Here is a 16001-nt window from a genome sequence, read left to right as displayed (position 1 = left end):
CCTACTCCCTTTTTTGTCATCTATTCGCCGCAGCAGACGCACCAAGCCGTAGGCGGGTTTCTGCCGGAACAGCGATTACCCGTTTACAGGTATCGCCAATTTCAGGCCTTTGCTCGGATCCGAAGCTCGACTTTATAAGGCGTCAGCAGGACTAATTTTGGCGAAACGCAAGCTCGTATGCGAATAGGCCTGGCAAGCCGCCTGTCATGACGAACAACACGGGCTCCTCATTGGGCCATGCGCCTTCTCGGATAGCAGCGATGAGGCCAGCAAAAGCCTTCCCACCATAGACCGGATCGAGCAGCAGCCCTTCAGACCGGGCAACCACTTTCACTGCTTCGAACATCGTGATGCGCAGTTAATATACGGCCAGACAATTGGAACCCAAGCCGTTCAAGAGGCGTCTCAGCGCTATTACGAAGAGAAAATCTCTCCGTTTTTTGCGACTGGCAAGTATCGTATGGCGCTTGAAGAGCGGTCATCGATATACTCATTGAAGGAGCTCCTTGAATCGATCGTGAACCGCGCCCGAGCCGTTCGCCAAGAAGGGTCACGCGATAGTGGATCCGGGCGAAGCCGCCCATTCGCGAGCCATTTTTTCGTTTCTCACGAGTTCGACGAGCTCCTCCAATCTCTCGAGATTTCGTTCTTTGTTACTAAGTATTTTGAGCAGTCTGACCGGGAGGGTGTTCGGGTATCGATATACGCGCTTAATTTCGGGCTGTGCGTCAAATACCAGATCAGCTTCGGAAGGCCTTCCGATAAACGTGAGGACAGACTTTATTTTGTCGATCGGCGATTTGACCATAATGCCCTTGCAAGAAGCTACCTGCAGCAAAACCAGGAAATAAAATGTAACAAATGCAACGCCGAATTCGACCTGACGATGTTGGCCGCAATAAAAATGTTCAATATGCGATGTCCGACATGTCAAGATGGGCAATGCAAGGTTGTCAACTTGTCAAAGAAGTACGAGGACGTATAGAGGCCGTCAGCCCAGAGTTGCTGCTTCCCGAAACTGAGTTGGGTATAATGCAATCGCTCTTTAACGAGAAGAAGTCCATGGTCGCAACGGAGATTGCCGGAGATTTAGATTGTTCCGGACAGCTCGTTGGCCGACGTGGTAAGAATCTTGCGGAGAGAAATCTAGTGACTCGTATACAGACCGGTCAGGTCTATCAATATAGCCTTACTGATCAAGCGAAGGCAGCTTACTTTATTAATAATACAACAGAGGATCTTAAGGTAACACCCGAAACTCGGTAGTGATTCGGTTGCATGTCCAACCGCGCGGTGCCCGTAATGCCTGCATGGCGAACAGCATCGCCGCGAGCCTAAAGTGCCGAGTAGATGCTCGCAGCCAGGTCGTAGTCTATCGCGTGCTTTCCATGGGGTGTCGCCACCACGAACCCGCCGATTTCAGATGGCGAGAAGGAGAAGTTTTCAGGCAATTTGAGGCGTCGCTTGGCCGCGCCGTCCGCAGCGTTGCACTGGTCGCAAAGGATCGTCGGTACGAACCGCGCCTTGCCAACACCGGTCCAACTGCGGGCGTGATCGTGATGCTCATGGAGGCCGGCCATCCAATCCTCAAACCTGTTGGCAGTGCGAGGGAAGCGCATGGTCCAGCGCAGAATTTCGAACTTCGATCGGCGACAACTCGGACATGTCCAATCCGGACCAACGCGAGCCCATAGCTGATGACAGTGCGCGCCCTTGTATGCCGCGAAGTCCTCAAGACTTGGCACCTTGACGGTTTTAACTGTCCTCATCGATAATGGCTCCGATCACACTTCGATTGGTATTTCCGGCGCGATTTTGGCGCTGATCTCGGTATATAAGTCGACCCCTTCCGCAGACCGGATGCTCGCGATCAGACTGTACCGGGCGCGGTCGCCGACCCTTCCCTGCGCAAGGTTCTCCCGCCACCAGCCCCCCGTAGGGTAAATGATGATACTGTTGCGCTCGGCGAGATCGGTTGCCGTACCTTCCCAGATATCAGCGTGGAGTGACCCGCGGTGCCGCAGCTGCGGGCCAATTGTCCAGCCGGCGTCGCTCCCTTGACGTTTCGGCGGTCGCGGGCCCGCTTCCGAGGTGATCCGCCGGAGGAACACGTCGAGCTTCTCATCTGCCGGCTTTAGAGCGAACCGCAACCCGTGGCTCGCGTAACTGTGCCGGCGGGATTGCCCGCGTTCGCCCGGATTGGGCTCGACAAAATAGCTGAGCGTGATCCGAAGCTCGACGACTGTGCCGCCCAGTTCGAGCAGGCGCTCTCTCGGCCAGATCAGTTCGTGAACCACTAGCTCGTCCGAGACGGCCTTGCTGCCCAACATCTTGAACGGCGACAGGCTGTCTTCGACGACCATCGTCACGTCGTTGTCGAGACTCCCGATCGCACGCGCCAGCGACGGCACGCCGAAACCATAGCGCCGCACCAGATTGGCCCGATTGATAGTCCCCAGATAGCCGGTCATGGCCGGCGTCCATTGGGCCGAGTGGACGATCAGCCCACGCACTGTCACGGGCCACAAGGCCGGGCGTTCAGCGAGAATGCGCGCGGCCATTCTCGCCCCTAGAGCGGTTGCAGCGCTGGTATCGCCGGTCGTCGTGAAAGGGCGATCGCCAATGTTCCGATAGGTTGTCAGCAGCGCGAGATCGTCGACATGGTCTCCGTGGCCGGACGCAGGATCAACTCCGATATTGCCGCCTTCAAACATGACATCCGGTTTGAGCGGCCAGTCCCGATCCCACGAAACCGAGGTTCGGCTGCGAGCCGCGATATCGCCGACCGCCGCCAAGGCGCTCCAGCCGGCAAAGCTCGTGTCCGCTATCACCGTCTTCTCGGTGAATGCCCCCACCGTGAGCACATTCCAAGCCTGGGCCGGACTCTCGATCGGCATGATGTCATTGCGATCGGGATAGTCGGACGCAACAATGGCGTCGCGAATGTTGCCCGCCGAAACGGTGATTAGTCGCGCGGTTTCGTCCCGTCCGAAGGCAAGTGCGTCGAGCTTAGCGGACCAAGACGAAGGGCGTCCACGCCAATGGTTGCCGAGGCTGGTAATTGCCAGGCACACCGCCCGGGGCCGCAGCGGAGCCACGATCTCTGCGCGCGCGATCGCCTGGGCGGTGATCGCGCCGAAGAGGTCTGGATCATTCGCTCCATGGTCGGGCAGGATCTTCACCGATTCCAGACGATGCCTGACGCTGATTGGTCCGACCGACGTCAACACGTCCGTTAGATCGCCATACAGGGCGATCCCGGAAAGCTGCGTCCCATGTCCTCCATGGACCAGCGTGCTGATGTCTTCGACAGCCCAACCAGCGTCATAGGCGTGCTGATCTACAGCATTGAGCAAGGGGGCAATGAGCGGGTGGGCGATCGTCGATCCGGAGTCGAGCAGGCAGACCGCCGGTGCCTCCGCGTTGCAGGGTTCTAGCCGATCCGCCAGTTCATCAGACCAGAGCCGCTGCTCGGCCCCCTCCAGTCCCATGAAGAAGCCCGGCGCATCGCGCGCCATGCGCAATTCCGCGACCGTATCCGTGTTCGCGATGATGCGGCCGAGATCCTCGGCTGTCGCATGGACGACGACGACATCGCGCTCTGCGAATTCCAGGACGTTCTCCCGAACCGTCACCGCAAGCAGCTGCGCAACCGCCTCGAAGCGGGAACGCGTTCCCTTTCGGAGCCAGACCTCCCACCAGGCCTGCGTGGTCGGCGGCGGAAACAGCTCGGTAGCATCGGTATAAAAGGACCGCGCAACTGCCAGGCGGGCTGTCTCGATCGACGCGACGAGGCGTTCGTTTCTCGGCGTCCGGCTTTCGACGACCGTTCCGTCCTCCAACGTCTTCTCTTTGACGTTGTCCTTGGTCGCGTAGGCCTCGACCTTGCCGAGATAGTAGCCCCGCTGTGACTCCGGCACGAACACCGTGGCCGCGACATGATGCTCGTCCGCTGGCTGTACGCTGACCAACTCGATCGGAAACTTCCCCTTCCGCTCAAGCTTGTCGACCATCCCCGCCTGATCTGCCGGCAGGATGAAATCGACGTAGAAGCCTGGCGTACCGGAGGCGAGTTGCGGGTCGCGATTGGCGAGCACGGTCTCACCGGCCGCAACGACCTGCGTGAGTACCTGGGTCAGCTGTTGCGCGTGTGTCGCGCGATCGCGCTGCGGCGGCGCCGATCCACCCCCGCCTCCCGCATGCGCAGTATAGCCAACGGGTTTGCCCGAGGCAGGGAAATAAAAGTGCGGGTGTGGCCTCGCCGGTCCGTCGGCCATCTTTATCGGCGCGCCGCGGCCTTGCGTTCGCTAACCGCTCTCAGCAGATCGTCTGCCGAGACCTGCTCGCGATCAGCAAGCAGAGCGTATTTAGCAGCGTCATCCGCTATCCGCGCGAGATCGGCCTGACTGAGGCCGGCTGCTTCGGTGACGATCATGAGCCAGTCGACACCGGCGGTGTCAAAGGTCGACAGCCGGCTTTCTAAGATGGCTTTGGCGACGCGTTCATTGGGCAACGAATATTCTATGACGTCGTCGAAACGCCGAAATAGAGCGGGGTCCAACAGCTCGGGGTGGTTGGTCGCAGCGATAATCAGGCCTTCGCTCTCGTCCTCTTCGAGGAATTGAAGAAAGGAGTTCAGGACACGGCGGATTTCGCCAACGTCATTCCGCTCGCTGCGGCGCGCGCCGATCGCATCAAACTCGTCGAAAAAATACACGCCGCGCGTTTCGGTCATGGCCGAAAACACAGTGCGCAACTTCGATGCTGTCTCACCAAGGAATTTGGTCAAAAGGCCGTCCAGCAGAACCGTGAACAGCGGCATCTTCAGCTCGCCCGCCATGGCTGCGGCGGTCATGGTCTTGCCGGCGCCAGGCGGCCCGATCAGGAGCAGCTTGCGCCGAGGCTGTAGACCATGCTGACGTAGCCTATGCTGCTGGCGCTGCTCGACAAGCACGCGGTGCAGCCGATCGCGCAAATCGTCAGGCAGAACCATGCTCGACATGCGCGTATCGACATATTTGACCGCGATCAGGTTTGCGAGATCACCTCTCGGCTGGACCAGCGGCACGGCCTTGCCACGCGCCGGCGCCTTCTTTCGCGCACGGGCCTCGTCGACGAGGTCGCGCAGCTGCTGCGCAAGCTTGCCGTGGCCGCGTCGCGCCTCACTCGCGGCCGCCTGTAGCGCGATCGTGTAGAACTGATCGTCGTCGCCCTCGAAATGGCTTTGGAGCAGCGCGATAAGATGGGTTGCCGTCGTCACGGGCGTGTCACGTTTGCAGCGGTGCTGACTAACTTCATGATCAACATCCGCGCTGTCGTGTTACGGCAAGTCCCTGATTTCCGAGAAAACCGATCGCCCCAATCTTGCCCTTTTTTTCTACTGGCGTTGGCTCACAAAAGCAATGTCGGTTTCGCGGGAGACGCAGATTTGCACGGGTGATCGTGCCTGGTTGGCGTCAATAAATGGCGGCTTTCGTGCTTCACTAGCGACTCAACGAATGACCAATCCTCAGGCGCGCACCCCCGGTTGCGCTTTTACCCCATGCCCGCCCCGCATGAACGAAGGGCCGTTTACGGCGACTGCCACCCGAAAGCGGCCAGGCGGGCTTCCTGAAGAGTTTCGGATGCCGGCAGGCGTACGAAAGTCTTGGAAGCCCGAACCCGCGGGCCGCAAGAGATGCGCTATGGGGTTTTCGGTTTCCGGCCGGTTTCGGTGGCCCGCGCCATGGCGGATGTGGGCGCGGGCCTCGAAGCAGACTGTCCGGATTTAGGCGGGCATAATGGGTTCGCGAGCGCGGACAGCGCGGCTTTGCTCGATGTGGCGGCCCCTCTGATGGCTATTGGCGCAGGTGACATCGCCCCCGCAAGCATGGGCACTGCGAGATAGATTGCTCCCTGGCCGTGCCGGGTCACGACGCCTGTATCCCGGATAGTGGCGCAGGAGCCGGTGGTGCACGGGCCTGGCGCTGGCGCTGGAAGGTCTCAACGACGACCATGCGCCCGCCGCAACACGGGCATGATGGCCGGGTCTCATCCGCTTCGACCGGTGCACCGGCCGCGGCGGGCGGCGCTACCTCGAGCAGTTCGCGGGCACGTTCGAGATGCCCCTTGCGGGTGGCGCCTGCGAGCAGGCCGTAATGGCGGATGCGGTGGAAACCCTTGGGCAGGACATGGAGCAGGAAGCGGCGGATGAACTCGTCGGTGGCCAGTGTCATGACCTGCTGCCGGTCGGCGCCACCCCGGCGATAGTCCTTATAGCGGAAGGTGACGCCGCTCTGGTCGAAGCGCAGGAGCCGGCTGTTCGAGATCGCGACGCGGTGCGTGTAGCGAGACAGATAGGCGAGCACCGTCTCGGGGCCGGCAAACGGTGGCTTGGCATAGACGACCCAGCGCTTCTTCCGGACCGACGATAGGTGGCGCAGGAACCCGCGGCGGTCGGCGAGGTGCGCGAGGCTGCCATAGAAGGCGAGGCGCCCAGTTTCGTGCAACGACATCAGCCGGGTCAGGAACAGCCGACGGAACAGCTTGCCAAGGACGCGCACCGGCAGCAGGAACGCCGGCCGTGCCGACACCCAGCGACTACCGTCGGGCGAAAGTCCGCCGCCTGGGACAATCATGTGGATGTGCGGATGGTGGGTCATCGCCGAACCCCAGGTGTGGAGCACCGCGGTGATGCCGATACGCGCGCCCAGATGCTTCGGGTCGGCGGCGATGGTCGTCATCGTCTCTGACGCCGCCTGGAACAGCAGGCCGTAGACCGCCGCCTTGTTCTGCCACGCGACATCGGCAACCTCGGCGGGTAGCGTGAAGACGACATGAAAGTAGCCGACCGGCAGAAGGTCGGCCTCGCGCTCGGCGAGCCACGTGCGTGCCGTTGCGCCCTGGCACCGCGGGCAGTGCCGGTTCCGGCAGGAGTTGTAGGCAACCCGCCAGTGCCCGCAGTCGGTGCAGGCTTCGACGTGACCGCCCATGACGGCGGTGCGGCAGGTCTCTATCGCCGACATCACCTTGAGCTGGTCGAGGCTCAGGTGCCTTGCGCGGGCGGCCCGGTACGCAGGACCCGCAGCGCGGAAGATGTCAGCGACCTCGATGGAGGCGGGCATCCCAGCTTAGCCGCTGGGCGCTCTCGCCTCCATGGCAGTCATCGCCAGCCTGTCGAACGGACTGGTCACGTTGCGCAGCACCCGGGTGGCGACCTGCGTGTAATAGGCGGTGGTTTCCAGCTTGGCGTGCCCCAGCAACGTCTGAATGATGCGAACGTCGATCCCGTCCTCAAGCAGGTGGGTAGCGAAACAGTGCCGCAACGTGTGCGGCCCGACCCGCTTGTCGATGCCCGCAGCTTGTCCCGCCTCGACCACTACCCGGTAGATCTGCCGCGTGCTGAGCGGCTTGAGATAGTGCTGACCGGGGAACAGCCAGCCATCGACATGCAACACGCCCTCCCGTCGACCAACCCTCCACCACTCCCGCAATAAAGCCAGTAGCCCGACCGGGAGCATGGCGTTGCGATACCGTCCGCCCTTGCCGCGCTCGACCCGCAGCAGCATGCGCTCGCTGTCGATGTCACGTACCTTAAGAGCGGCGACTTCGGCCGCGCGCAAACCCGCGCCATAGGCCACAGACAACGCCGCCTGGTGCTTGAGGCACGTGGTCGCAGCCAACAGCCGCGCGACCTCGTCATGGCTCAACACTACCGGCAGCTTGCGCACATGCCGCATGCGGACCAGCTTACGCGCCAGATCGGGCCGGTCGAGCGTCTGGGTAAAAAAGAACCGCAGCGCCGACACGATGGCGTTCATGGTCGGTGCCGGCACGCCCAGGTCAACTTGCTCGATCTGGAAGCGCCGTACATCTTCCGCCGTCGCGGTGTCCGGCGGGCGCCCGAGAAACGTTGCGAACCGAGCGACGTCGCGAATGTAGTTGCGCTGCGTCTCGTAGCCGAAGCGGCGTATCTCCATCTCGTCGATGAGACGCTGGCGTAGCGGGCTGACGGCAACAACCGGGGTGAGAATGGTCATGGCGGGACTCCTCCTTGTGGAGTCCCGATGCTCTGCCTGCCTCCCGCAGCGTTCAACCGCCGCGCTACGCTCGTTGCCTCACCTCAACCGCGCCACACGCGCCCCTCCCGCGCAGCGGGTTCGTGCTTCCACCAGAAAAACGTCCCTCATTAATAGCTCTTGACAAAAATGGCGTTCTCGCACCACTCTTAACGTCAATCAGTCGAGCCTATGACGCAAGTCGGACGGCGGATTGAGCGATCCGGTATGCTTCGATACCGCGGAGAGTCGACGAGGCGCAGCGAGCCTCCTCTTTCTCACGGGCCTCCCTCGGCAAGTGGAGGCATGTTCCCCGCCTGGGACGACCGAGATCGCGCTAAGCCGCGATCTCCTCATCTGTCTCAGGAGGTCGTCATGGTTAACGCAGCTATTCGCTCGTTGGTTATCAACGTTTCATCGTCAAACATGCCATCAGGCCCGCCACCCCCTTTCACGGGGGCGGACCGTCTCACTGGCATAACAAGACAAGAAGCAGCGGAAGCCGCAACGCGCAACGTTATCGACAGCCAACACGACGTAAACATACGTCAACTGGTCGATGATTTAATACGGTCAAAGGGCCGCACTTCGGCAAAGTCTTTAAAGATTCTAAAAAGGTTTTCTAAAGATAATTCATCGCAATTTAAGATAAAACCTTATCAGCCGTCGATATTGATCGACCCTAAAAATCTAAATCACGCAGTCCATATAAATGAAGCACTCTCGACTTCATCCCGCTCGCTCACCTTGGAGCCTATCATTGAGGAGGTCATGAAAGGTTATCTCTGTCAACATAGTGAAGACCTAGACTGGTTACGTGAGCGATATCCCGACGCACACTCTCTCCTCGTTCATGGAAGAACAAAGGCAATAGTTGCCTATCTCCTTGCCCATCCCACCACTCCCCGGGATATGGCGAAATTTACGCAAATCATCGCAGACCATCTCAAGTTATTTGCTGTTAGAACAGCTCAGGATTTGGCGGCCATGATAGGTAGCATGTACACACACCCTTATCGTCATTGCTTCTCGGGTTACAATCTATGGAAGTCGACATCGCATGTCGTTCTGAGCACTCTGGCCGCACCCGCATCTGCGCTTCAGCGTCTAATATATGACGTTTCTAAAGGAACCTATGCACCACTCGATGATACCAAGTTGGTTGCGATGGCGGTCGAAAACAAGATACTTCCAGAAGCGCACGCGTCGGAGATAGTTGCCATGGCAAAAATGACATGGTGTTGGGAAAAGCAACAATCGATGGGAAATCAGAATATCATTATCAGGAACACGCTGCATAAAATATCGGAACGTGCCCAACCCGCAGCGTCTTTAAAGATTGGTGATATGCGTGCTGAGAATTTCATAGAGCAGCAGTATGTCGAACACCATCTACTCCTGACCGCAGCGGAATCAGTGACGTACGTGGCAGTCCAATTGCTCAAAGCATGCTCTGAAATCGATCGAGCTATTCCCGCGATGGTAAGTGGCGGTCCCGTGCCCGCAAAGGTTCCTGAGCCATCCATAAAGGCCTCGGGGAACGTTAGTTTTCTTCTGAGAGCTGGCGGCAGATCTGACCCAAGTGCCGCGGTCCTTATGGATCGTCGACAGCTCAAGGCTAAGGACTTCGACCGATGCAGTTTTCCAGGCCGTGGGCATTTTGCATCGATGAAAAGAAAACTGTCTGATCCGTCGATTGCGGATTCAGCAGCCCGCCATCTCAGCATCGACGCAAAAGCATGGCTGCTACGCTGATGGAGCGTTGAAAGTGCAGTTTGGCGTACCCCCCTAAGGTCTAACGCCTCACGCTATTCGGGACGGGATGCAACCCGCTCCGCCCTCCCCTGCAAGCAAAGACGTCCCACCGGACGACCTGGCCGTGTGGGACCTGACGGACTTGGTGCGCCTGCTGGCGCGGCAGGCCGCGGCGGAGCAGCATCGCTCAAACCGAGAGGATATGAAGCCATGAACGACACCGCAGTATCGGACGCGACCACAACCCTAGCTGCCATCGCCGCCCTTCCCAGCCACTTCACGCTGCAGCCGTCTCGCAACGGCTTCTCCGGGAAGCTCGCTGACGGCGGCAGACTCGACATGATCCTCTCGCCTCGCGGTCCGGTCATGACCCTTCGTGGACAATATGGGGAAGTGCAGCAGAATCTCGTTCTGAATGTCATGGGAGATGCGCACAGCCCTGCCTATTGGTCACCTACCGGGCAGATCGATCCCTGGCACCGCGGCGAAGACTGGGGAGACATCACGACCCTCAACCTGTCCTCGCTCATCGAGCGCCTACGTGCTCTGCTTCAGAAGGTGACCTTCGTGAACGGAGACGGCGCGATTTCTCTCCGCGGAAAGGCCAACACCGCCATGCGCTACATCAGGTCCATGAGCGGCTTCCCTCATCCGTGGCTGGTCTCATGCGCCTCGCCGTTCGAAGTGTTTGCAGAAGACGACCCAAGCGGCGAATGCACGTTCGAGATGGACACACTGCCACCAGGCTTGTGTGAGATAGGAGAGTGTGCGGTCGTAAGCGTTGATCAGGACGGTAATCAGACGATCGTCACGGTGCGGCCAGCCATGCTCGAATTCAAGACTATGGTTTCCGGTACGAGGACGGATCAGGCTCGCGCCCGAAAAGCGCTCAGCAATATCGGCTTTACCGGTGACGAAATCGCCGCGCTCGATGCCGCCTCCGCCACGGCCAGGGGATACCTTCCAGCTCGTTACTGAGGCGGGATCCTGTAAGCGGGCTGGCTTGGCGACAAGCCTGCTCAGCCCTGTTACTTCAGACTATTGTGGAGATCTGCATGAAGGCGAACCCGCAGCCGAGGATCATATTGTATGGACGCCACTCGACGAGCATGCAAACCGCCACGTCCAGCGTCGATCAGGTGGCATCCTGCGTCTCACTGGTCGACCGCCTCGGCGGTGTCGTCATCGACACCTTTGTAGATCCTGAGCTCTCAGGTTACCGGCGGAACCGCCCTGGACTGACGAAGATCATTCAGGCCGCAAAGGCCGGTATCGTCGACATCATCGTCTGCGAAAGCCTTGATCGCCTCGCACGCGATGCCGAGGATGTCGCGTGGATTGGCAAGATACTCGCGTACCACCGCGTCCAGCTGCATACGGTATCCGAGGGTCATGTCGACGAGATCAAGTTCGCAGTCGCAGGCCTGCTCGGTACGATCTTTCTCAAACATCTGGTCGACAAGACTATCCGCGGCATGGAGGCAGCCGTGCTTGCTGGTCGGTTTGCCGGAGGGCGTGCCTACGGGTACAAACGTGCCGCCAAACTCGATGCCAAGGGCGAGGTGATCCCGGGCATCCTGGAAATTGATGAGGAAACGGCGGAGGTCGTACGCCGGATCTTCGCCTGGTTTGCCGCCGGCTTGTCCTCGATCCAGATCGCGACGCGCCTCAATGAAGAAGGCGTACCTGGACCTCGAGGTGGCCAGTGGAATGCATCCACCATCCGCGGCGACCCGAAAAAGCTCGTCGGCATTCTCAACAACCCGCTCTATGAGGGCCGACTGGTATGGGGGCGTCGGCAATGGCGCAAGAACCCGGACAGCGATCAGCGCGAACGACGCTATCGGCTACGTGATCCGTCGGAATGGGTCGAAGTCGACGTTCCCGATCTGCGCATCGTGGGCGAGGCCGATTGGCAGGCCGCGCGTTTGGAGATGACCCGACGCCGCCGGCAGCCGAGTTCAGCGGCTCAGGCGGGCAAGCCGCGCGCAAAGCATCTGCTCTCCAGCCTCATCCGATGTTCGATCTGCGGGTCGAGTTACACGATAAGTGGCAAGGACTATTATCGGTGCGCCGGCCAAAAGGAACGTGGCACCTGCACGAACACGATTTCCGTTCGCAAGGAACCCATCGAGACGGCGACCCTCGCCATCCTGCAAAGTCATCTCCTTTCGGAGGAACACGCGCGGATCTTCGTCGAGGAGTTCCAGCGAGAGGCAGCGCGGCTGGTTAGGCTCGACAGCCAAGCGAACGAAGCCGGGCAGGTCCGGCGCCAGCAGCTCGAAATGGAGCTTTCCCACCTTACACAGAATTTGCTCGGCGGTCTCGTCAGCCCCATCTTGATGGACATGATCTCGGACCGCGAAGCGGAACTCGCGCGGCTGTCGGCTCAGACTGTCGGCGCGACGGCGCGCAAACCCGCGGACATCCTGCCGCATCCGGTTCTGCTGCAGCGCTTCAGCGAAAAGGTTACCGCACTACGGACGTCCCTGGACGATGTGACCATCCGATCCGAGGCAGCGGGTGCGCTTGCAACGCTCATCGAGAGTGTAACGATCTACCCGCACGGCGAGCATGGTCCGGAGGCGGAGGTTGTAGCGAGAGTATCGGATTTGCTGGCCTGGGCCACAAACGACAACGCCGCCCCGAAGGGCGGCGGTTGTAGTTCTATGGCGGTGGTTGCGGGGACAGGATTTGAACCTGTGACCTTCAGGTTATGAGCCTGACGAGCTACCGGGCTGCTCCACCCCGCGACGGTTCTCGTTGGAGAACGTGGGTAGAAGACATGGTGAATGGGTTTTCAGCGTTTCCTGTTACGTATCGCCGCACGGGCTTCAATGCCTGGCGACGACCTACTCTTCCATCGCTTGAGCGATAGTACCATTGGCGCAGGCGGGTTTCACGGCCGAGTTCGGAATGGGATCGGGTGGGACACCGACGCTATAGCCACCAGGCAATGGAGCCGGTGCGACGATACGTTGGGAATGCTTTGGGTACCCCACCATGCTTGACGCCTGGTGGGGTTTTAAAATCGATACCGTGCAAGGTTGTAGTGGTATTTGGACCAATCCCTCGACGGCGAGGGGATTGGCAATCTGGCGTTCGACTTAATCATCCGCACGCATCTGACGCGTTGGGTTACCCCAGTGTTGTCATTGATGGTGTGAGACTCTCAAGCGCGAATAGAGCAATTAGTATCGGTTAGCTCCATGCGTTACCGCACTTCTACATCCGATCTATCAACGTCGTGGTCTCCGACGGCTCTATGAAATCTTATCTCGAGGGAGGCTTCCCGCTTAGATGCTTTCAGCGGTTATCCCGTCCATACATAGCTACCCAGCTGCGCTCCTGGCGGAACGACTGGTACACCAGAGGTATGTTCAACCCGGTCCTCTCGTACTAGGGTCAACTCCTCTCAAATTTCGACGCCCACGGCAGATAGGGACCAAACTGTCTCGCGACGTTCTGAACCCAGCTCACGTACCACTTTAATTGGCGAACAGCCAAACCCTTGGGACCTGCTCCAGCCCCAGGATGTGATGAGCCGACATCGAGGTGCCAAACAACCCCGTCGATATGAGCTCTTGGGGGTTATCAGCCTGTTATCCCCGGCGTACCTTTTATCCGTTGAGCGATGGCCCTTCCACGAGGGACCACCGGATCACTATGACCGACTTTCGTCTCTGCTCGACTTGTCAGTCTCGCAGTCAGGCGGGCTTATGCCATTGCACTCTAACAGACGGTTTCCGACCGTCCTGAGCCCACCATTGCGCGCCTCCGTTACTCTTTAGGAGGCGACCGCCCCAGTCAAACTACCCGCCACAGAGGGTCCCTGTTCCGGCTTACGGAACGAGGTTAGACATCAGAAACAAACAGGGTGGTATTTCACCTATGGCTCCACATCAGCTGGCGCCAATGCTTCAAAGCCTCCCACCTATGCTACACAGTTTCTTCCTAATGCCACTCTGAAGCTGCAGTAAAGGTGCACGGGGTCTTTCCGTCTAACCGCGGGTACTCCGCATCTTCACGGAGAATTCAATTTCGCTGAGCATGTCCTGGAGACAGTGGGGAAGTCGTTACGCCATTCGTGCAGGTCGGAACTTACCCGACAAGGAATTTCGCTACCTTAGGACCGTTATAGTTACGGCCGCCGTTTACCTGGGCTTCATTTCAGAGCTTGCACCCCTCCACTTAACCTTCAGGCACCGGGCAGGCGTCAGGCCCTATACGTCGTCTTGAAGCCGACTTAGCAGAGCCCTGTGTTTTTGCTAAACAGTCGCTACCCCCTGGCCTGTGCCCCCTCAAAGTGCTTGCGCATAGTGAGGGCCTCCTTCTTCCGAAGGTACGGAGGCAATTTGCCGAGTTCCTTCAGGACACTTCTCTCAAGCGCCTTGGTATACTCTACCTGACCACCTGTGTCGGTTTCGGGTACGGTCTATACGGTGGGGCTATTTCCTGGAACCATTTCGAAGCACGTCCAATCCGATAAGGACGCACAACACACATGATCCGTCACACACCACCAGGCCCACGAATATTAACGTGGTTCCCATCGACTACCCCCTTCGGGCTCGTCTTAGGGGCCGGCTCACCCTGCGCGGATTAGCCTTGCGCAGGAACCCTTGGTCTTTCGGCGAGAGGGCATCTCACCCTCTTTATCGCTACTCATGTCTGCATTCGCACTTCCGATACCTCCACGACCCATTACCCAGATCGCTTCACAGGCTTACGGAACGCTCCGCTACCGCGTACCACATAAGTGGCACACCCTAAGCTTCGGCACGTATCTTGAGCCCCGTTACATCTTCGCCGCAGGACCTCTTGTTTAGACCAGTGAGCTGTTACGCTTTCTTTAAAGGATGGCTGCTTCTAAGCCAACCTCCTGGTTGTTTTGGAAGTCCCACATGCTTTCCCACTTAGATACGATTTGGGGGCCTTAGCTGTAGGTCAGGGCTGTTTCCCTTTTGACGACGGACCTTAGCACCCGCCGTCTGTCTCCCGCATATCACTCTTAGGTATTCGGAGTTTGGTTAGGTTTGGTAGATCTCGCGACCCCCTAGCCCATCCAGTGCTCTACCCCCTAAGGTGTTCGTGCGAGGCACTACCTCAATAGTTTTCGCGGAGAACCAGCTATTTCCCGGCTTGATTGGCCTTTCACCCCTAAACACAACTCATCCGGTAACTTTTCAACGTTAATCGGTTCGGACCTCCAGTGCATGTTACTGCACCTTCATCCTGGTCATGCCTAGATCGCCGGGTTTCGGGTCTAATACATCAAACTCTGGCGCCCTATTCAGACTCGCTTTCGCTGCGCCTACACCTAACGGCTTAAGCTTGCTTGATACATTAAGTCACAGACCCATTATGCAAGAGGTACGCTGTCAGGCCATAAAAGCCCTCCAACTGCTTGTAGGCAATCCGTTTCAGGTACTGTTTCACTCCCCTCATCGGGGTGCTTTTCACCTTTCCCTCACGGTACTAGTTCGCTATCGGTCACATACGAGTATTTAGGCTTGGAGGGTGGTCCCCCCATGTTCAGACAGAATTTCACGTGTTCCGCCCTACTCGAGTCCTGATGTTTCATTTTCGCATACGGGGCTGTCACCCGCTATGGCGCTACTTTCCAGAAGCTTCTGCTAATTCACCATCAGGCACTGGCCTGGTCCGCGTTCGCTCGCCACTACTAACGGAATCTCGGTTGATGTCTTTTCCTCCAGCTACTGAGATGTTTCAGTTCGCCGGGTTCGCTTCACGAAGCCTATGTATTCAGCTAAGTGATACCTAACCTAATTAACTCTACCCCAGCATTGCTGCTCAAGTAGAATTAATCGGGATAGGTGGGTTTCCCCATTCGGAAATCGTCGGGTCAATGCTTGCTCACAGCTCACCGACGCTTATCGCAGCGTGCCACGTCCTTCATCGCCTGTATGTGCCAAGGCATCCACGAATTGCCCTTACCTCACGCTTGAGAGTCCACACCACCAACGACATCACTGGGTGCCTCCGAAGAGGTCACCAACTCGGCAGAGCAGTGCGCGTTAGCTTTTGTCAGGTGCGGATGATTATAATCTCAGCCAGATTATTTAAGGCATCCATCAAAGTAATACTTTGATGGAACCTGTATTATGATGATGTCGATATCTGGAGCCTCGAACCGCTCGTTTAGCTCGCGTTGCACCGAAGTGCCTCACGAACCGCCGAAGCAATCTT

9 protein-coding genes, 1 tRNA gene and 2 rRNA genes are annotated in these 16001 nt (G+C 58.6%); 3 read left to right on the top strand and 9 right to left on the bottom strand.

Features of this window, described 5'->3' with window-relative positions; translation table 11 throughout:
* Positions 1-151: 151 nt before the first annotated feature.
* The 6 genes from QFZ54_RS00080 to QFZ54_RS00055 form a co-directional block, all read right to left on the bottom strand.
* Positions 152-346 (bottom strand): hypothetical protein, encoded by a 195-nt coding sequence (locus QFZ54_RS00080; RefSeq protein WP_307083223.1) that lies wholly within the window; start codon positions 344-346, stop codon positions 152-154.
* A gap of 988 nt (positions 347-1334) precedes the next feature.
* Positions 1335-1580, bottom strand: a complete 246-nt coding sequence (locus QFZ54_RS00075; protein ID WP_307083221.1) for a hypothetical protein — start codon at positions 1578-1580, stop codon at positions 1335-1337.
* A gap of 204 nt (positions 1581-1784) precedes the next feature.
* Entirely contained in the window at positions 1785-4277 is a 2493-nt protein-coding gene (locus tag QFZ54_RS00070; protein ID WP_307083219.1) for a S8 family peptidase, read from the bottom strand.
* Between the two features lie 2 nt (positions 4278-4279).
* Positions 4280-5260, bottom strand: a complete 981-nt coding sequence (locus QFZ54_RS00065) for an AAA family ATPase (protein ID WP_307083217.1) — start codon at positions 5258-5260, stop codon at positions 4280-4282.
* Between the two features lie 649 nt (positions 5261-5909).
* Positions 5910-7103, bottom strand: a complete 1194-nt coding sequence (locus tag QFZ54_RS00060) for an IS91 family transposase (protein WP_307083215.1) — start codon at positions 7101-7103, stop codon at positions 5910-5912.
* 6 nt (positions 7104-7109) lie between these two features.
* Positions 7110-8018 carry a site-specific integrase gene (locus QFZ54_RS00055; protein WP_307083213.1) on the bottom strand — a complete coding sequence of 303 codons (909 nt, stop codon included), beginning with the start codon at positions 8016-8018 and terminating at the stop codon, positions 7110-7112.
* Positions 8019-8411: 393 nt separating this feature from the next.
* On the opposite strand from QFZ54_RS00055, the gene QFZ54_RS00050 reads away from it, so the two are divergent.
* From QFZ54_RS00050 to QFZ54_RS20290, 3 genes are all read left to right on the top strand, one after another.
* Positions 8412-9791, top strand: coding sequence for a hypothetical protein (locus QFZ54_RS00050; protein ID WP_307083211.1), 1380 nt, complete (start codon positions 8412-8414; stop codon positions 9789-9791).
* A gap of 210 nt (positions 9792-10001) precedes the next feature.
* Complete coding sequence (locus QFZ54_RS00045; protein ID WP_307083209.1) at positions 10002-10769, top strand: hypothetical protein; 768 nt, start codon at positions 10002-10004, stop codon at positions 10767-10769.
* A 77-nt stretch (positions 10770-10846) separates the two neighbouring features.
* Complete coding sequence (locus QFZ54_RS20290) at positions 10847-12511, top strand: recombinase family protein (RefSeq protein WP_373458569.1); 1665 nt, start codon at positions 10847-10849, stop codon at positions 12509-12511.
* Here the strand turns inward: QFZ54_RS20290 and QFZ54_RS00030 are convergent.
* From QFZ54_RS00030 to QFZ54_RS00020, 3 genes are all read right to left on the bottom strand, one after another.
* Positions 12468-12544: transfer RNA gene (locus QFZ54_RS00030), tRNA-Met, on the bottom strand. The two genes, QFZ54_RS20290 and QFZ54_RS00030, sit on opposite strands and share 44 nt — an antisense overlap.
* Positions 12545-12630: 86 nt before the next feature.
* A 5S ribosomal RNA gene (gene rrf / locus QFZ54_RS00025) occupies positions 12631-12745 on the bottom strand.
* Between the two features lie 217 nt (positions 12746-12962).
* Positions 12963-15759 (bottom strand): 23S ribosomal RNA (locus QFZ54_RS00020).
* Positions 15760-16001: the final 242 nt, after the last annotated feature.

The sequence above is a fragment of the Sphingomonas faeni genome, assembly GCF_030817315.1.
GTDB classification, from domain to species: domain Bacteria; phylum Pseudomonadota; class Alphaproteobacteria; order Sphingomonadales; family Sphingomonadaceae; genus Sphingomonas; species Sphingomonas faeni_C.
This window is presented reverse-complemented; position numbering and strand designations above follow the sequence as displayed.

Bases quoted from the DNA above. Each gene is read 5' to 3' on its own strand.
- QFZ54_RS00080 (WP_307083223.1), bottom strand. From the start codon at position 346: ATGTTCGAAGCAGTGAAAGTGGTTGCCCGGTCTGAAGGGCTGCTGCTC.
- QFZ54_RS00075 (WP_307083221.1), bottom strand. From the start codon at position 1,580: ATGGCCGGCCTCCATGAGCATCACGATCACGCCCGCAGTTGGACCGGT.
- QFZ54_RS00070 (WP_307083219.1), bottom strand. From the start codon at position 4,277: ATGGCCGACGGACCGGCGAGGCCACACCCGCACTTTTATTTCCCTGCC.
- QFZ54_RS00060 (WP_307083215.1), bottom strand. From the start codon at position 7,103: ATGCCCGCCTCCATCGAGGTCGCTGACATCTTCCGCGCTGCGGGTCCT.
- QFZ54_RS00055 (WP_307083213.1), bottom strand. From the start codon at position 8,018: ATGACCATTCTCACCCCGGTTGTTGCCGTCAGCCCGCTACGCCAGCGT.
- QFZ54_RS00050 (WP_307083211.1), top strand. From the start codon at position 8,412: ATGGTTAACGCAGCTATTCGCTCGTTGGTTATCAACGTTTCATCGTCA.
- QFZ54_RS00045 (WP_307083209.1), top strand. From the start codon at position 10,002: ATGAACGACACCGCAGTATCGGACGCGACCACAACCCTAGCTGCCATC.
- QFZ54_RS20290 (WP_373458569.1), top strand. From the start codon at position 10,847: ATGAAGGCGAACCCGCAGCCGAGGATCATATTGTATGGACGCCACTCG.